Source organism: Leptospiraceae bacterium, from assembly GCA_024233835.1.
Lineage (GTDB): Bacteria > Spirochaetota > Leptospiria > Leptospirales > Leptospiraceae > JACKPC01.
In genome coordinates, this window is record JACKPC010000003.1 from 692,521 (window position 1) to 709,801 (window position 17,281).

Here is a 17,281-nt window from a genome sequence, read left to right on the forward strand (position 1 = left end):
TGCTATCAGTATGGAAAAATCTCATAAAAATAATCCCATCTGTAAAATATTTTCTACTTTTCTTTCAAGGCAATAGAATAATGCTGAACTTAAAGAGGTATTCTATGAGCAAGGAGATACTTAAATGAGTAAGGCACCCGGATTGCTTCAAACGTCCGTCGGTAAAAAATATGTAATGGCCATAACAGGACTTATTTTATTCGGTTTTGTGATAGGTCATTTACTTGGAAACCTTCAGGTTTTTGCCGGACCGGAGAAAATGAATAACTATGCCGCATTCTTACAGGGCCTTGGACCTGCTTTATGGGCGGTCAGGGCATTTCTACTTATTGTTTTTCTTTCCCACGTAGGGGTTGCGATTCGTCTGACACGTGAAAATAGGAAAGCCAGACCTGTTCCCTATAAGCGTTTTGAAACGCATGTAGCATCCTATGCTTCAAGGACTATGGCTATTTCAGGAATCCTGGTCCTAATGTTTGTGATATTTCATTTATTACACTATACTGTAGGTGCAATTGATTCTGATCTAATGTTAGTGAAGGATGCAACGGGAAGGCATGATGTTTATGCAATGCTTGTAAAAGGCTTCAGTAGTCCTATTGTATCAGGCTGGTATATTCTCTGTATGGCTCTTCTTTCCTCTCACTTGAGCCACGGTTTTTTTAGCCTGTTTCAAACCCTGGGTTTAAATGATCCGAAAAACGATGGAAAGATAAAACTTGTGAGTGGGCTGATAGCCATTTTTATTTTCCTCGGCTATTCTTCAGTTCCGGTAGCTGTATTAGCCGGTATTTTAAAATATCCTTATTAATCTTTGGAGGAGATACTTTGAAATTAGATTCCAAAATTCCGTCCGGCCCTCTGGCAGATAAATGGACGAAGCATAAATTTGATTTAAAACTTGTTAACCCGGCCAATAAAAGAAAATACAAAGTCATTGTTGTGGGTTCAGGTCTCGCCGGAGCTTCTGCTTCAGCTACTCTTGGTGAACTCGGCTATAATGTGGAATGTTTTTGTTACCAGGATAGTCCCAGAAGAGCTCATAGTATTGCAGCCCAGGGAGGGATTAACTCAGCTAAGAATTATCAGAATGATGGAGATAGCGTATTTCGCCTTTTCTATGATACGATCAAGGGAGGAGACTTCCGCTCCAGAGAAGCCAATGTTTACAGGTTGGCTGAAGTAAGTACTGCGATTATTGACCACTGCGTAGCACAGGGAGTTCCTTTTGCCCGGGAATATGGTGGACACCTTGCAAACCGTTCTTTTGGGGGAGCACAGGTTTCGAGAACCTTTTATGCAAAAGGTCAAACCGGTCAGCAGCTTCTTTTAGGAGCTTATTCAGCTTTATCCCGCCAGATTCAGGCTAAAACGGTTAAAATGTATTCCAGACATGAAATGTTGGATCTGGTCCTGATTGATGGCCACGCGAAAGGAATTATTGTTCGGGATATGGTAACGGGTCAAATAAGTTCCCACGCGGCAGATGCAGTTATTCTGGCCACCGGTGGTTATGGTAACGTGTTTTACTTATCTACTAATGCGAAAGGCTGTAATGTTACCGCGGCTTACAGAGCTTATAAAAAAGGTGCTCTATTTGCTAACCCCTGTTATACACAGATTCACCCGACCTGTATCCCGGTGAGTGGGGACTATCAATCCAAGCTGACTCTTATGTCTGAGTCCCTTCGAAATGATGGCCGTATCTGGGTTCCCAAGAAAAAGGGAGACACCCGTGCTCCTCATGAAATTCCCGAAAGTGAAAGAGACTATTACCTTGAAAGGAAATATCCGAGCTTTGGTAACCTTGCTCCCCGTGACATTGCCTCGAGAAGTGCGAAAGAAGCCTGTGATGCTGGCTTCGGAATCGGACCGGGTGGTAAGGGAGTATTTTTAGACTTCTCAGCCGCTGTCATGCGTTATGGTTCCAATACAGCTCCTGCCGGTTCCAGTGAGGAGGAAATTCGTCGCATAGGAGAAGAGGTTGTAAAAGATAAGTATGGAAACCTCTTTGATATGTACCAAAGAATTACTGATGAAAACCCCTATAAAGTGCCTATGCGGATTTATCCGGCGGTTCACTATACCATGGGTGGTCTCTGGGTTGATTATAATTTAATGAGTACAATTCCCGGCCTTCATGTTCTGGGTGAAGCCAACTTCTCTGACCACGGAGCAAACCGACTCGGAGCCAGTGCACTCATGCAGGGTCTGGCAGATGGTTATTTTGTGATTCCTTATACAATCGGAGATTATTTCGCCAGGGAAGGGCATAAGGACATTAAAACCGATCATCCGGAGTTCAAAAAAGCCGAGGAAGAAGTAACGAAGAAAATTCATCGTTTGCTTGCTGTAAAAGGAAAACGTACGGTTGATTCTTTTCACCGTGAACTCGGTCTTACGATGTGGGACAAGTGTGGAATGGCAAGGGATAAAAAAGGTCTCGAAGAAGCTCTGAAAAAAATTCCGGAAATCCGCGAAGAATTCTGGAAGAACGTGAATGTTCTGGGCTCAAACGAGAACTTTAACCAGAATCTGGAAAAAGCGGGTAGGGTTGCTGACTTTTTAGAATTTGGAGAAATGATGTGTCTCGATGCTTTAACCCGTGAGGAATCCTGTGGAGGTCATTTCCGTACCGAGTATCAAACGGATGATGGAGAAGCCAAAAGACAGGATGATAAATATTGCCATGTGAGTGCCTGGGAATACCAGGGAGAAGGAAAATCTCCCAAAGAGCATCGTGAACAATTAGAGTTTGAGAATGTGAAACTCTCAACAAGGAGTTATAAGTAAGTGGAGAAATTAAATTTAAAACTTGTTGTTTGGAGACAAAAAGATAAAAACGATAAGGGTCGATTCGAGGAATACGAAGCCAAAGACATCAGCGCTCATGCTTCTTTTCTGGAAATGCTGGATATCGTTAATGAAAGGCTGGAAGAAGAGGGAAAGGAACCCATCGTCTTTGACCATGATTGCCGGGAAGGGATCTGCGGAACCTGTTCTATCGTAATTAATGGAAAAGCACACGGTCATCTCGGTGGAACTACTGCCTGTCAACTTCATATGTTTAATTTTAAAAATGGAGAAACCATTTACGTAGAACCCTGGAGAGCCAAAGCTTTTCCGGTAATTCGTGACCTCGCAACCGATCGTTCTGCCTTTGATAGGATTATACAGGCAGGCGGGTATGTTTCAGTTAATACCGGGGGAGCACCGGATGCAAACGCATTACCTATATCCAAGATTGATGCGGATGAAGCCATGGATTCAGCAGCCTGTATTGGGTGCGGTGCCTGTGTTGCTTCCTGCAAGAATGCTTCGGCTATGCTTTTTGTTTCGGCCAAGGTCTCTCAATTTTCTCTCTTACCCCAGGGACAGGTAGAAAGAAAAGAGAGAGTGAAAAAAATGCTTCAAGCTATGGATGAGGAAGGTTTTGGAAATTGTACAAACCAGTACGAATGTGAAGCAGCCTGTCCAAAGGGAATCAGTGTGAAAAATATAGCTCGATTAAACCGAGAGTTTTTCAAAGCAGCCGTTTCTTCTTGAGTTAAGCAATTGTAAGCGAACCATTAGGGTTCGCTTGCCTTCCCTAGAAAGAAATATAAGAAAAATAAAGGATTATAAGAAAGGATATGGAACTGGTAGAAAAAGGTATACAGAATCTTTTTAAGGAGATTGAAAGAAGGGAAGAAAATCCCGATGATATGATGTATTCTTACCTGGTGAAAGCCGAAGCGAACATAAAAAGTTGGATGAACCTGGAGCTTGCCAGTCAGATAGATACAATTATAGAAAATAATCCGGAGTATTCTGGCTTTAGCGTATATCCACGCCAGAAAATTAATGCCAAAAAGTTTGATATGATTATCTATTCCCAGATGGGAATTCGTTATGTTCTGGAAATGAAATCCATAGTAAACTGGATGTCTCCGTATGAACAGTTAGATAGGGTAATATCGGACATTGATAGGTTGATTGAACTGGAAGTTCCAAAGGGCTGTGAGAAAATTATTATACTGATGACAGCTTTTGCCAAACCTAAAAAAGATAATCTTAAAAAATACTTTCTGAGATGGATGGACAGGGAACTGGGAAGTAATGACTACGGAATTGATAAAGAATTATTTTATAAGAAAATTACGGAAAGGTTGAAAATCATCAGAAGAATACATCTTTTGAATCTACCGAGTATTGAAATAAAAAATGATATTTTTGAGAGTTTGATATTACAACCTTTTTATTCTAATATTTAAATTTTCTTAAATAGCTTTACAAAGGGATAGAGAAGAAGGGTACCAAAGGTTTGCATTTCCGGTTTTGAATCTTCTCCGATTCCTAATTTTAAACGAGAAGTATTTGTTAAATGGAAGGTATGAAATAGCCTGTCCCAGATAGAAAGTAAACTTCCATAATTCGTATTGGCTTCTTTTATCACTTCTGAATGATGCACCTTGTGCATTTCGGGAGAAGCAAGAAAAACTCTGTAGAATTTATCTATCTTTTCCGGAAATGCAATATTACTGTGATGTATAAGAATATTAATTCCCAAAAAGGCATTATAGTATAGTAACTCTGTTTTACTAAAACCTAAAAGTAATAAAATAGGAATCCGCAATAAATCTGAAAAGATAAGTTCACCAAAATGAAAGCGATAAGCACTGGTTACATCCATTTCCGGATCACTGTGATGTACGCTGTGAAACTTCCAGAAAAAAGAAAATTCATGGTTTAAGCGATGCCAGAAATACATCCACATATCGAAACCTAAAAATGCAATAATCGAATAGATATATACATTATTGATTTGACCCCGTAGTCCCTGGAACTGAAACTGTATGGATTCCAGATAGGATAGGGTATATAAAGAAATCGGAAACTGAATCAGAAGAGCTAAAACCGAAAAACTTACATTCAGTTTACCATGGCTTTTTTTGTTAGAAAACTTATAATAAGGTTTCCACTTTTCCAACTGCCAGAGGAAGAGAAAAAGAAGAAGTGCAAAAATCTGGCTTAAAAAATCAAAGTTTAATAGTTTTTCTAAGGGGAACATAGTACTTTTGGATTTTCTAAAAAAATGCTCTATTCTGGCAATAAAAAGAATTTGACCGTTTATTAATTTTCTGAGCATGTAAAGGAGAGGGAGATGTATATGGGTTTTTTAACTGCAAAATATTATGGTAATACGATTCTTGATTGGTCTATCGCTTTTGGTATTGTTCTGGCTTCGGTGATTCTTGCAAAAATTGTGTATTGGATTTCCGGTAATGTTTTTAAGAAATTGGCCAGTAAAACAGAAACAAAATTAGATGATATTATCGTCGATATGGTGGAAGAACCTGTTGTTTTTGCAATAACCATTATCGGCCTCTGGTGGGCTGCTGAAACCCTCACTCTTTCTCAGGAGGTAAAGGGCTGGATTGGAAAAGTTTATCATATCTTGATTGCTATTAATATCGCCTGGTTGGTTGAGAGATTGATTGACTCTTTATTTGAAGAATACCTGATACCTCTAACAGAAAAAACAGAAACCGATCTGGATGATATAATTGTACCGGTAGTAAGAAAAGGTGTTAAAGTTATTATCTGGTCAATCGGGATAATCGTCGGTTTAAACAATGCCGGGTATAATGTGGGGGCAATTCTTGCCGGTCTGGGTATCGGAGGTCTGGCACTGGCAATGGCTGCCAAAGATACAATTTCCAACATTTTCGGTGGAGTTACTATTCTTGTAGATCAACCCTTTAAATCAGGAGATAAGATTGAGATAAAGAATCATGAAGGAAAAGTGAAGGAAATCGGTCTGAGAAGTACCAGGCTTGAAAATATGGCCGGAAGGTTAATTACCATTCCCAATTCTTATTTTGCAGAAAATCCGGTTGAAAATAAATCAGCTGAACCCTCTCGAAAGATTTCCTTTGTATTAAGGTTAAAGTATGATACACCTTCTGAAAAAGTAGAAGAAGCCATGACGATCCTGAAAGAAATTTGTACTGAACACGCAAGTATAGGGGAACCGGTTTTGACTTCCTTTGTGAATTTTGGTGAATCAGCACTTGAGATTTTACTTATCTATTTTATTTTAAAAGAAGGAGATATTCTTCAAACTCAGACTGATGTAAATATGCAAATTTTGAAGCGGTATGAAGCAGCCAAAATACAGTTTGCCTATCCTACAAGGACTGTTCATATACAGGGAAATGAAAAAGTTGTTTAACTATGAAGTATAAATTTATTTATAAAGTTTGTTTAGCTTTATTCGTTTTACTGGGGAATTGTTATACTCTCCCCAGTCCCAAGGGTTCTCCACAAAAACCCGAAGACTCCTATCCGGATTATTCTGACTTGAATAATTGGATAGCGCTACCTTCGAGGCAAGATCATGCAGATAAAACTCCAACAAAAGAAATGCAGGATGAGCAAAGTTTAGCCAGCGGAGATGTGTTATATATTTATCCAACAACCTTATTAGAGGGAGAGCGTTGGAACGCGGATTTAAAAGATGAACGCTTGAATAAAAAAACAGGTATCAGGGTGGTTCGCTCACAGGCCAGTATATTTAATAAATGTTGCAGGGTTTATGCACCTAAATACAGACAGGCAATTATTACAGCTTTTTTTAAAGAGAATGATAATACGAAAGAATCTCTTGAACTTGCTTACTCAGATGTACGCAAAGCCTACCTGTATTATATGAAAGAATTAAATAAGGGTAGACCTTATATCTTAGCCGGTCATAGCCAGGGAGCTTTTCATTTGATTCGCCTCTTGAAAGAGGAAGTAGGAAAAGAGGTTAACAGAAAAAACTTTGTGGTAGCCTATCTGGTGGGGATGCCTGTAAAAGAAAAGGAATTTTCTGAGATTCCTATCTGTAAAGATGCGAATCAGACTTCCTGTTTTGTATCCTGGAATACATACGGAAAAGGAAGCAGACCAGGGTATTTTCCTGAACGCTTTGAGGGTTCTTCCTGTGTAAATCCTTTAAGTTGGAAGGTAGATGAAGAGTTTGTTTCTTCGGAGCATAATATGGGTGGAATTAATAATTCTTTCCAGTTTTATCCTAAGGCAGTAGGTGCCGGATGTAAAAAGGGAATCCTCGAAATTTCAAAACCTAATATTCCAAAGTTGACTGTACTTGCAGGAAATAATTATCATGTAGTAGATATGCATTTATTTTATTCGAATATTAGAGATAATGCAAATATTAGAGTAAAATCCTTCTTGAAGAAGAAGTAAGATATAAGGGGACTTGAATGAAGAATAAAAAAATTTTACTGAGTAGCATTTTGATTATGAGTTTTTTCTCTGTGCCATCGATACTGGCGTTTTGTGGTTTTTTTGTAGCCCGTGCGGATGCAAGTCTTTATAATAGTGCATCGAGAGTCGTATTGGTGCGAGATGAAGATAGGACCGTGGTCAGTATGATGAATGATTACAAAGGTGAATTAAAGGACTTTGCTCTGGTAGTTCCTGTACCTGTCGTTTTGCAAAAAAAACAAATAAATGTGGGCGATTCAAAAGTTTTCGATCATCTGGATGCTTTTACGGCTCCGAGACTTGTTGAATACTATGATTCAAATCCCTGTCGTAGAAGGTATAAAAATGGGCTTTCAAGAAAAAAAGCAAAAATGAAAATGGATGATTCTAAAGACAATAGAAAGGGTGGAGGAAGTCTCGGAGTAAAAGTAGAAGCCAGTTATACAGTAGGAGAATATGATATTAAAATTCTCTCTGCTAAATATTCGAACGGTCTTGAAACCTGGCTTAGCACGAATGGGTATAAAATTCCTAAAGGGGCCAGTAAGGCTCTGCAACCCTATATCCGTCAACAAATGAAATTTTTTGTCGCTAAAGTAAATTTAAAAGAACAGTTAAAAACCGGTTTGCAGTTTCTTCGTCCATTACAATTTGCTTATGAATCGGAAAAGTTTATGCTGCCGATTCGACTCGGGATGATAAATGCAAAAGGTGAACAGGAATTACTTGTCTATGTTTTAACAAAGACCGGAAGGGTTGAAACTACGAATTACCGTACAGTCAAGCTTCCTTCTGATACCGAGGTTCCGGAATTTGTGAAGTCGGAATTTAAAGATTTTTATAGAGATATGTTTAGTCGGCAGGTAAAAAAAGAAAACTACCGTGTGGTTTTTACTGAGTACTTCTGGGATATGGGTTGGTGTGACCCCTGTGCTGCCAATCCTCTTAGTCCTCAGGAGTTGAAATCTTTAGGAGTCTTCTGGTTAGATGAAGAAAATACTAATCGAAATAGATTTGGTGGAAGTAGTAATGTGAAAGTCACAAGACTACATCTTCGGTACAATCAGGAAACTTTTCCAGAAGATCTAATGTTCCAACAGACATCAGATACAGCTAATTTTCAGGGTAGATATATCATTCGTCACCCCTGGACAGGAAATTCAAATTCCTGTTCTGCGGCGGAGCGTTATTTCACTCAATTAGAAAAGAGGCAGGAGGAAAGAGCTCAAAACCTTGCAAACCTGACCGGATGGAGTATTCAGGAAATTAGAAAGAAAATGAATTTGGGTTCTATGAAGACCTCTCCTAAAAGGAAGTGGTACGAAAGGATCTGGGAATAAATAGATTTCAGAAAAACTGCTTTTTTTATAAACACAATAAAAATACTAGGTCAGATTATGGAAAAACTTCGATTTTTGAGCCCTTCGCAGGTTAGAGCCGCGGCAAAGGAGTTCGGCACTCCTATCTTTATTTATTCCCGTAAGGAACTGGAGAAACGCTGTGAGTATGCACTCAATTTTCCAAACGCATTCGGTTTAACTGTACGTTATGCGATGAAGGCTAACCCTAACTCTACCATTCTTCGTATTATGAAAGAAAAGGGTTTGCATATCGATGCAAGTTCTGAGTTTGAAGCCTACCGTGCTATTCGTGCAGGTTTTCTACCTTCCGAGATTATGCTTACTTCCCAGGAAGAAGCCAGGAATTTGAAAGATCTGGTAAGAAGAGGAGTTTTGTTTAATGCCTGTTCACTTAAGCAGTTAAAAAGTTTTGGAGAGCTTTTTCCTGGAAAGGAAGTTTGTATTCGTATAAATCCCGGTTTGGGTTCCGGTTCCAGTAAAAAAACCGATGTGGGGGGAACAACATCATCATTCGGAATCTGGCATGAACAGATCGAGGAAGTTAAGAAAATTGTAAAAGACTATAATTTAATCATATATAAAATACATACTCATATAGGTTCCGGAAGTGATCCAGAAGTATGGAAAGCAGTAGCCAGATATACTCTGGAATACGCAGAAATGTTTTCAGAATGTAGAATTGTCAATCTTGGAGGTGGGTACAAAGTAGGAAGAATGCAGGAAGAAGTATCTACCGACTTTCAAGTAATAGGAAAACCTGTTAAAGAACTATTCGAGGAGTTTTTCCAAAAACATGGAAGAAAGTTGCATCTTGAAATTGAACCCGGAACTTCTCTGGTTGCCAATATGGGTTCTATCCTATCGACGGTAAATGATGTGGTTCATACCGGGGCAAATGGATTTCGATTTGTTAAGCTCGATACCGGTATGGATACGAATACTCGACCATCTTTATATGGTTCGAGGCATCCGATAATTACGATTCCGATAAAGGAAGAAGAACGAAAAAGTGAAAACTATGTGGTAGTAGGGCATTGTTGTGAAAGTGGAGATGTTTTTACCCAGGCCTTTGGAGGAGAACCTGAAACAAGGGAACTTTTGGAAACCAAAGTGGGGGATTTTGTAATTATGGAAGGTTGCGGAGCTTATTGTGCCGCTATGTCAACCAAGAACTATAATTCTCATCCGGAAGCAGCTGAGGTTCTTCTGGATAATGATGGAAAATTTAAGCTGATCCGCAAAAGACAAAGTCTGGAACAAATATACCAAAATGAGCTGGATGTAGAAATATAAAGTTATCTCTTCATATAAAACTCCGGCGACTTTAGTCGGAGAGTCTCTTTCCTTTTTTTGCCTAAAAGACTTGATTATTTCACATTGTATTTCATAGTAAGTTTTACCGAAATATCAGGAGTAGGTTATGAATCCAAAAGATATGGCACTCGGGATTAATCCGAAAAACTATTTATCTTATAATGTGATGGTGGTTAGTTCTGCCAAGCAGGATAGAGAGCATTTAATTCGGATACTGCTAAGAAAAGAATTTTCCATGACCTCGGCTGTTGGAGACACAAGAATTGCAGTGGAAGTGCTAGAAAACTTACCTGAATTACCTGAAATACTTTTTGTAGACATCGAAGAATATGCCCTGACAGCTCTGCGTAACCTTAAGAAGATTCGAGAAACGTATCCTGATATAAAGATTGTTGTAATCAGTAAGAATGCTGAAAAAGATCTGATAAAGGATCTTGTGCAATTAAAAGTAAACACTTTTATATTAAAGCCATTTGATGATAAAATTATTACTGAGAAGATGGCCCAGGTTCTGGGTAGAAAAGATCTGGCACCTAAAGAAGAGTTTCATATCTATCAAAAATCTCAAATAGATTTGAGAGAATTAAAACTTCCGAGTCTGCCGGGAGTAATTATGCAGGTGCTAAGGGTGAATACGGAGGATCCTGAAGTCGGCTGTAGGGAACTTGAAAAATTGATTAGCCCTGATAAAGCAATATCTTCTTCTGTTATTCGTCTGGCTAATTCTGCATTCTACGGACGTTCGGGGAGTATAGAGACTCTAAAAGATGCAATAACCTTATTAGGTGTAAATACTATTAAAAATTTGGTTTTCCTACAAGCGAAGAAAAATTTGTATGGAGAGCTAAAAGAAAAATTATACAAACGTTTCTTACACGAACTACCAATTCTTTCCGCCCTGATTTGTTTTGACCTTTCTAATATATTGGGACTTAAAAAGCAGGGAGAATATCTATTCCTGTATTCTTTACTCGGAAGAATTGGAATGACAGTTTTTGCAATGAACTTTCCGAAGAAATATCTTGAGACCCTGCGTTTTTTTGAGTTTGGAATAAAAGATTTGACTCAGGCCGAAATGGAAATGTTTACTACTAACTCTCAGTATATAGGCCATAAAATTTTTAAATTATGGAAAATGCCGGAAGGCTTTTTAGATTCTATTGCCTATCAAAATTTTACACTCGAAGAGCTGGATACAGTGCCGGATGTAAGTAAGGCCATCCGGCTTGGTGAGTTATTTGCATTAAAGCTATTGGGTGTGATTTTATCGCAAGAAGAGCAGGAATTAGAAAAAGGGATATTAACATATTTTAAAAAAGAAGAAGTTTCAGAAATGTTTGGAGATGAATACTATGAATTAATTCTGGATCACCCTCTCTATGCAATGGCAATGTCGTAATATTCATATAATAAAATATTACATAAGAAATAAATTAGAAAATTGTTTTAAATAGGAGAAGGTATGGAGCATAAAAGTATATTAATAAAAAATGGATTACTATTTAACGGCTCAAAAGCTGAAGCAAAAGTTCAAAATCTTTTGATCAAAAATGGAAAGATTGTAAAGCTTTCTCAAACAGAAATTCCAATAGACTCCTCTGTAAAAGTGATAGATGCAGCGGGGAAATGGGTAATGCCGGGTTTTATTGATATTCACACTCATTATGATGCAGAAATAGAAGCGATTCCTTCCCTGCATGAATCTGTTCGACACGGGATCAGTACGGTATTTTTAGGAAGTTGTTCTTTAAGTGTTGCCCTCGGAACCGCAGAAGATCTGGCCGACACATTTACCCGTGTAGAGGCTATTCCCAGAGAACATTTGCTTCCACTTTTAGAAAATAAGAAATCCTGGAATACTATAAAAGAATATGTTGACCATTTTTCAGAGATTCCTATCGGTCCAAATGTTGCTTCTTATGTGGGTTATTCTACTATACGTAGTTATGTTATGGGTTTAAAACGTTCTTTAACAAAAGGAGAAAAACCGACACCCGATGAAATTAAGAAGATTAAGTCATTAATCGAGGAAGGCTTCGATGAAGGACTAATTGGCTTATCTGTAAATACTCTTTATTGGGATAAAATGGGGGGAGAAAGGTTTAATAGCCACTGCCTTCCTTCAACCTATGCGAGCTGGAAAGAGCTGAGAGAGGTAATCAGTCTGGCTCGCAAAAGAAATCTGGTTCTTCAAACAATACCTAATATTTCTACCAAGTATGAAGTTTTTATCTATGCCTTATTCAGTGCAGGATTATTTTTTAGAAAAGCTTTAAAGATATCTCTTGTTTCGCTCATGGATATTCGATCGAATCGTATAATGTATAAGGTATTACAGGGCCTTGGCTTTATTTTTAATAAAGTTTTACGTGGGGATTTTCGTTACCAATCTCTACCTACACCCTTTGATCTATATGCAGATGGTGTGGATATCGTGGTATTTGAGGAATTTGGTGCGGGTGCCGCCGCATTGCACCTGCAAAACGCAGTAGAAAGACGGAAACTTTTAGAAGATCCGAATTATCGTTCCTGGTTTAAACGTCAGTGGAAAAATCCTCTTCTTCCAAAAGTCTTTCATAGAAATTTTAGCTTTGCAATAGTTAAGGAATGTCCGGATGATAGTCTCGTAGGAAAGTCATTTACAGAAATCGCAAAAGAAAAAAGCAAAGATGTAGTGGATACATTTTTAGATCTGGTCTGTGAATACGGAACGAAACTTCGCTGGTATACTGTAATGGGTAATGATAGGAAGAAAGCTCTGGGCAGCATTATGAATTATTCAAATTCTATGATAGGTTTTTCCGATGCAGGAGCTCACTTACGAAATATGGCTTATTATAATTTTCCTTTACGTATGCTAAAATTTATAAAGGATTCTCATGAAGAAGGGAAACCTCTTATGTCTTTAGAAAAGGCAGTCTGGCGCTTAACAGGGGAAATAGCCGATTGGTATAACCTCGATGCAGGATATATAAAAGAAGGAAGTAGAGCAGATGTACTGGTCATAGATCCCGAAGGTCTGGATGAAAGTGTAGATGAGATTCATGAGGAGGCTATGGAAGAATTTGGTTCCTATAAACGTCTTGTAAGGAGGAATCCTAAGGCCGTGCAAACCGTAATGATCAATGGAAACTTAGCTGTAGATAATTATCAACTAAACCCGAATCTTGGAAAGAAAAAAGGTTTCGGTAAATTCTTAAAAGTTAAAACTAAAGAATAAAAAATTAAAATGCGGGCTAAATTTATTCTTCCATCTTTGACAGAAGCTAAAAGCCCGTTTTTTAGACCGATCAAATATTCCCTATTTCCTCCATTAGGTCTTGCTACACTGGCAGCTTATCTGAGTGATTCAGATGAAATTATTCTTGTTGATGAGCATGTAGAAATTCTTAAAACCGATGATGAACCGGATCTGGTTTTAATACAGGTCTATATTACCAATGCTTATCGTGCTTATAAAATTGCTGATGAATACAGAAAAAAGGGAGTCTATGTGGTTCTGGGTGGATTGCATGTAACTTCTCTTCCCGATGAGGCAGAAATACATGCTGATACAATATTTTTAGGTCCGGCTGAACAAACTTTCCCTTTATTTATAGAAGATTTTCGGAAAAAACTAACTAAAAAACGCTACATTTCTACTCATGGAAGGACTTTAAGTTTAGTTCCACATCCGAGACGAGATTTGATTAAGAGAGAAAAATACCTGGTTCCAAACTCTATTGTTTTTTCGAGAGGCTGTCCCCATCACTGTGATTTTTGTTATAAGGATGCATTTTATAAAGGAGGAAAATCATTCTACACAGAGTATCTGGATAGAATATTAGAAGAGATTCATAGTTTGGGCGGAAAGCACCTGTATTTTTTAGATGATCATTTATTCGGAAATCCTAAATTATCTTCGGAATTGTTTGTCGCTATGAAAGGTATGGGAAGGGTATTTCAGGGAGCTGCGACACTGGAATCTATTATAAAATCTGATTTAATTGAAAAAGCAGCGGAAGCCGGTCTTGGAAGCATTTTTATTGGTTTTGAAACCTTTTCGGAAAGCAGTCTTATCCAGGGAAATAAGCAGCATAATATAAACAAAGACTATGAGGCTGTTGTGAAACGTTTACATTCTTTAGATATAAAAATTAATGGAAGCTTTGTTTTTGGTCTGGATGGAGATACGAAGGAAGTTTTTAAGCGTACGGTAGATTGGGGAATCGAAAAAGGTTTGACCACTGCAACCTTCCATATTTTCACTCCTTACCCGGGAACCCGGTTATTTGAAAAAATGGAGACTGAAGGACGAATTATCAGCAAAAATTGGGACTTATATGACACAAGGCACACGGTTTATAAGCTGAAAGGGATGCAGCAAGAAGAACTGGAAGAAGGCTATCATTGGGCTTATCGGGAGTTTTATACATGGAGAAATATAATCAAATCTTCTAATACTCACAAAGAATATAAACAAAAGCTAAAGCATTTTCTTTATACCGGGGGATGGAAAAAGTTTGAAGGTTTCTGGAGATTTATTGTAAATGCGGGAGGATTAGCGGTTATGCTACCTGTATTAGAAATTCTAATCGATACAGGAAAAGAGGAAATTAAAAATAAAACTTCCATCCATTAGGATAAGCTAAATACAGATGTTGCTTTAAAAGAAGTGTAGAACAATTTTTTGTAGGTTTTATCAGTAAGAAATTATAGTTAGCCCTGTAGATAGGAACTTCTTTTTTGTCACAGTAGGCTTTCCATCCCGGATAGTAGCTAAGAGAAACATATAGAAAAGAAAGAGATTCCTTCTTAGGGATTCGGATTTCATATTCAGAAAAAGGTTCTTTTTTAAGAAGTTCTAATCCTATGCAAGTTTCATTATGATTATTTTCTAATTCTTTATTTTCCGTATAAACCGGGCAGGTTTGTTTGGACTGACTCAGGGCTTCTAATAGATTTTTCTTATCTGCGTATAAGATTTTGTTTAAGCCATAAGCGAAATTTCTTTTTTTATAAGGATCTACAGCAGAAGCAAAAAATAGACCTGAACTTTCTTGCTTAGACTGTAAGACAACTTTTAGTTTTTGCTTAAATTCATAGGTTCTTAAACTTTCAAGACTTAAAATACCACCGGCATCCGGAGAACCGGAGATCAGGGGAAAGTTGGTTTCATGGAAAGAATATATACGTTGATTAGGATTTGTGCTTGTGGGATAGGGCTGAAACCGAGTAAAACGATTATGATTTAGGAATAAACCTATAAAAAGCGATGTACTGAGAAAAATGAAAGATAAACGCTTGGGTTTAAGGTAAAATAGAATAAAAGAAAGATACGATATTCCGAGAAGGCTGTATACTTCTAAATTTTTCATAAAGTTAGAAAAGTTTAAAGGCATACGCTTTGTATTTTTATAAAAAGGTAATATAGCCAAAAAAAGAAAAGAAAAAAGAATCAGAAGAATCGTTTTTTTACTGAAGTGCCTGGTTTCCGACAGTTTTTCCAGACCTATACAGGAAAAGTAAATTTGAGCCAATAAAGAAAAAAATAGATAGCGACCCGGAACTCGAAACGCAGAAAAACCCGGTATATGCTTGAAAACAAAATAATACAGAGGATTGAGAGCATGAGAGAAGATAATCCCCAGGATAAATAGGAAAAGAAAAAAGAAAGTTTCCGGCTTTTTTACAGGTTTTGAAATAAAACCAAAAAAAGGCAGGAGAATCAGGACTAAGCCCGGATAGATGTAAACTTCCATAACTCCGGGAAACGGGTGAAAGCGAAACCAATCCAGCCCGTACACGAGGTGAAAGAGGCTAAAAAGATTGGTTCTAAACCCAAAGTACATCATTTCCGGCCAGGCGGTTCTGCCGGAAGTGGAATATAAGGGATAGCTTAAGCCAAATTGAAATAGGAAAAAAGGTAGAAAAATTAGGAGAAGTAAAAAGATATTGATTAGATTCTTCTTCCATTGAATAAAAAGATGCTTTAGGGTCTTGAAAGAAAATATGCAGTAAAATAAAAAGTAAAGCAGGATAAACAGGCACTGTAAGAAGAATAAGGGACTCGAACCGCTGAGAAAACTGAAAGTCAGTAGTATGGCAAAAATAATAAACTCAAACCGTTTACCATTTAAAAATATTCTTCGGCTGTAAAGAAATAGATAAGGGGTAAAACTGAGAGTATGAATCATAGAATTATGACCCAGATGGGAAAAAGTAAAACCTCCAAAAGTAATGGAGAAAGCAGCGAGGACAGAGGACCTTGTTTGAAATCCAAGTTCTTTATAATATAAGTAGAATCCTATATTAAAAGCACCGAGATGAAAAAGCAAATCGCTTTGCCAGGCTATATAACCGAAGTGATAGGCAATGAGAGAATAAAGGAGGGTAGGAGGGTATAAAAGACTGTTTTGGATTTCAGCCGCAAAGGGATGTCCAAAATTTAATTCATCCATCCAGAGAGGAAAAAAGTTTCCTTCTGTTAACATTTTACCTAAATAATACCGAAAGGGAAAGGACTCAAAGTAGGCATCTCCTCCCGGAGTATAATTAAATAATACTAATTTAGAATAAAATAAAAAAGGAAATAAGAATAAACTGATATATAGAAGTATGATTTTATAGGGAAGCATTTTATTTAGAAGAAACAGGCTAAAAGATAGCCTGCTTTTCTTTTGATGTTTTTAACGTTCTTCAATCTTAACTTTCATCTCGACTCTATCCATCGGGTTATCTCTTCCATCTCTTTTTTCATTTACAATTTTATCAGCAACATCCATGCCTTCTATTACTTCTCCGTAAACAGTGTATTGACCGTCTAAGAAGGGAGAATCTTTTACACAGATGAAAAACTGGGAGCCAGCACTGTTAGGGTCGGCTGCCCGTGCAGCGGAAAGGATTCCTCTTTTATGGCTGGTTTTAGAAAATTCAGCGGGAACCTGATAACCCGGACCTCCGGTACCATGCATAGCACGATTATCTGGTTGTTCTTTGGTTACGGGATCTCCACCCTGAATCATAAAACCGGGAATAACACGGTGAAAGGTTGTACCATCATAAAAACCTTTTTTGGCCAGGCTTTTAAAGCTTTCTACGTGCTTGGGAGCAAGTTCTGTAAAAAAACGTATTACAATTTTACCATGTTTGGTTTCGATCACCGCTACTTCTTTATCATTATTCACGGTATTTTCCGATTTATTCTGTTCTGGCACTTTAGTCTCCAAGTTGATATTGTTATTTTCTTTTTTACAATTCATTCCTAATAGAAAAATCAGGACGAATACAGAAAGAATTAACTGCTTTTTAATCATAGGGGTTCTCCTTTAAAAGAGGCTTTTTCTCTATTTCAAGAGGATATTTTATAAAAT

Annotated in this window: 14 protein-coding genes; 11 read left to right on the forward strand and 3 right to left on the reverse strand. The window is 37.7% G+C overall.

All coding sequences use genetic code 11. The features are described 5' to 3' along the window. The first annotated feature begins 124 nt into the window (after positions 1–124). From H7A25_17325 to H7A25_17340, 4 genes are all read left to right on the forward strand, one after another. Positions 125–811 carry a succinate dehydrogenase cytochrome b subunit gene (locus H7A25_17325; protein MCP5501667.1) on the forward strand — a complete coding sequence of 229 codons (687 nt, stop codon included), beginning with the start codon at positions 125–127 and terminating at the stop codon, positions 809–811. A 17-nt stretch (positions 812–828) separates the two neighbouring features. Next, a complete protein-coding gene (locus H7A25_17330; GenBank protein ID MCP5501668.1) occupies positions 829–2,793 on the forward strand; it encodes a fumarate reductase/succinate dehydrogenase flavoprotein subunit in 1,965 nt (654 codons plus the stop codon). Further along, positions 2,794–3,546 (forward strand): succinate dehydrogenase/fumarate reductase iron-sulfur subunit, encoded by a 753-nt coding sequence (locus H7A25_17335; GenBank protein MCP5501669.1) that lies wholly within the window; start codon positions 2,794–2,796, stop codon positions 3,544–3,546. Positions 3,547–3,632: 86 nt separating this feature from the next. Continuing rightward, a complete protein-coding gene (locus H7A25_17340) occupies positions 3,633–4,253 on the forward strand; it encodes a hypothetical protein (GenBank protein MCP5501670.1) in 621 nt (206 codons plus the stop codon). Here H7A25_17340 and H7A25_17345 read toward each other — a convergent pair. Next, positions 4,250–5,128, reverse strand: a complete 879-nt coding sequence (locus tag H7A25_17345) for a sterol desaturase family protein (protein MCP5501671.1) — start codon at positions 5,126–5,128, stop codon at positions 4,250–4,252. The two genes, H7A25_17340 and H7A25_17345, sit on opposite strands and share 4 nt — an antisense overlap. A gap of 21 nt (positions 5,129–5,149) precedes the next feature. Here H7A25_17345 and H7A25_17350 point away from each other — a divergent pair, with 21 nt between their 5' ends. The 7 genes from H7A25_17350 to H7A25_17380 all read left to right on the forward strand — a co-directional run bounded on the left by H7A25_17350 (position 5,150) and on the right by H7A25_17380 (position 14,550). After that, complete coding sequence (locus tag H7A25_17350; protein MCP5501672.1) at positions 5,150–6,214, forward strand: mechanosensitive ion channel family protein; 1,065 nt, start codon at positions 5,150–5,152, stop codon at positions 6,212–6,214. Between the two features lie 2 nt (positions 6,215–6,216). After that, positions 6,217–7,233, forward strand: a complete 1,017-nt coding sequence (locus tag H7A25_17355) for a DUF3089 domain-containing protein (protein MCP5501673.1) — start codon at positions 6,217–6,219, stop codon at positions 7,231–7,233. 17 nt (positions 7,234–7,250) lie between these two features. Continuing rightward, complete coding sequence (locus tag H7A25_17360; GenBank protein MCP5501674.1) at positions 7,251–8,594, forward strand: DUF2330 domain-containing protein; 1,344 nt, start codon at positions 7,251–7,253, stop codon at positions 8,592–8,594. 57 nt (positions 8,595–8,651) lie between these two features. Continuing rightward, the gene (locus H7A25_17365; GenBank protein MCP5501675.1) at positions 8,652–9,908 is read left to right on the forward strand and encodes a diaminopimelate decarboxylase; all 1,257 of its coding nucleotides are present in this window, start codon (positions 8,652–8,654) and stop codon (positions 9,906–9,908) included. Positions 9,909–10,035: 127 nt separating this feature from the next. Then, positions 10,036–11,328, forward strand: a complete 1,293-nt coding sequence (locus tag H7A25_17370) for an HDOD domain-containing protein (GenBank protein ID MCP5501676.1) — start codon at positions 10,036–10,038, stop codon at positions 11,326–11,328. 63 nt (positions 11,329–11,391) lie between these two features. After that, positions 11,392–13,149 carry an amidohydrolase family protein gene (locus H7A25_17375; GenBank protein MCP5501677.1) on the forward strand — a complete coding sequence of 586 codons (1,758 nt, stop codon included), beginning with the start codon at positions 11,392–11,394 and terminating at the stop codon, positions 13,147–13,149. Between the two features lie 9 nt (positions 13,150–13,158). Then, positions 13,159–14,550, forward strand: coding sequence for a B12-binding domain-containing radical SAM protein (locus tag H7A25_17380; protein ID MCP5501678.1), 1,392 nt, complete (start codon positions 13,159–13,161; stop codon positions 14,548–14,550). On the opposite strand, the gene H7A25_17385 is transcribed toward H7A25_17380, so the two are convergent. Then, positions 14,525–16,546 (reverse strand): hypothetical protein, encoded by a 2,022-nt coding sequence (locus H7A25_17385; protein MCP5501679.1) that lies wholly within the window; start codon positions 16,544–16,546, stop codon positions 14,525–14,527. The genes H7A25_17380 and H7A25_17385 overlap by 26 nt on opposite strands. A 51-nt stretch (positions 16,547–16,597) precedes the next feature. Then, the gene (locus H7A25_17390) at positions 16,598–17,170 is read right to left on the reverse strand and encodes a peptidylprolyl isomerase (GenBank protein ID MCP5501680.1); all 573 of its coding nucleotides are present in this window, start codon (positions 17,168–17,170) and stop codon (positions 16,598–16,600) included. Between the last annotated feature and the right edge of the window lie 111 nt (positions 17,171–17,281).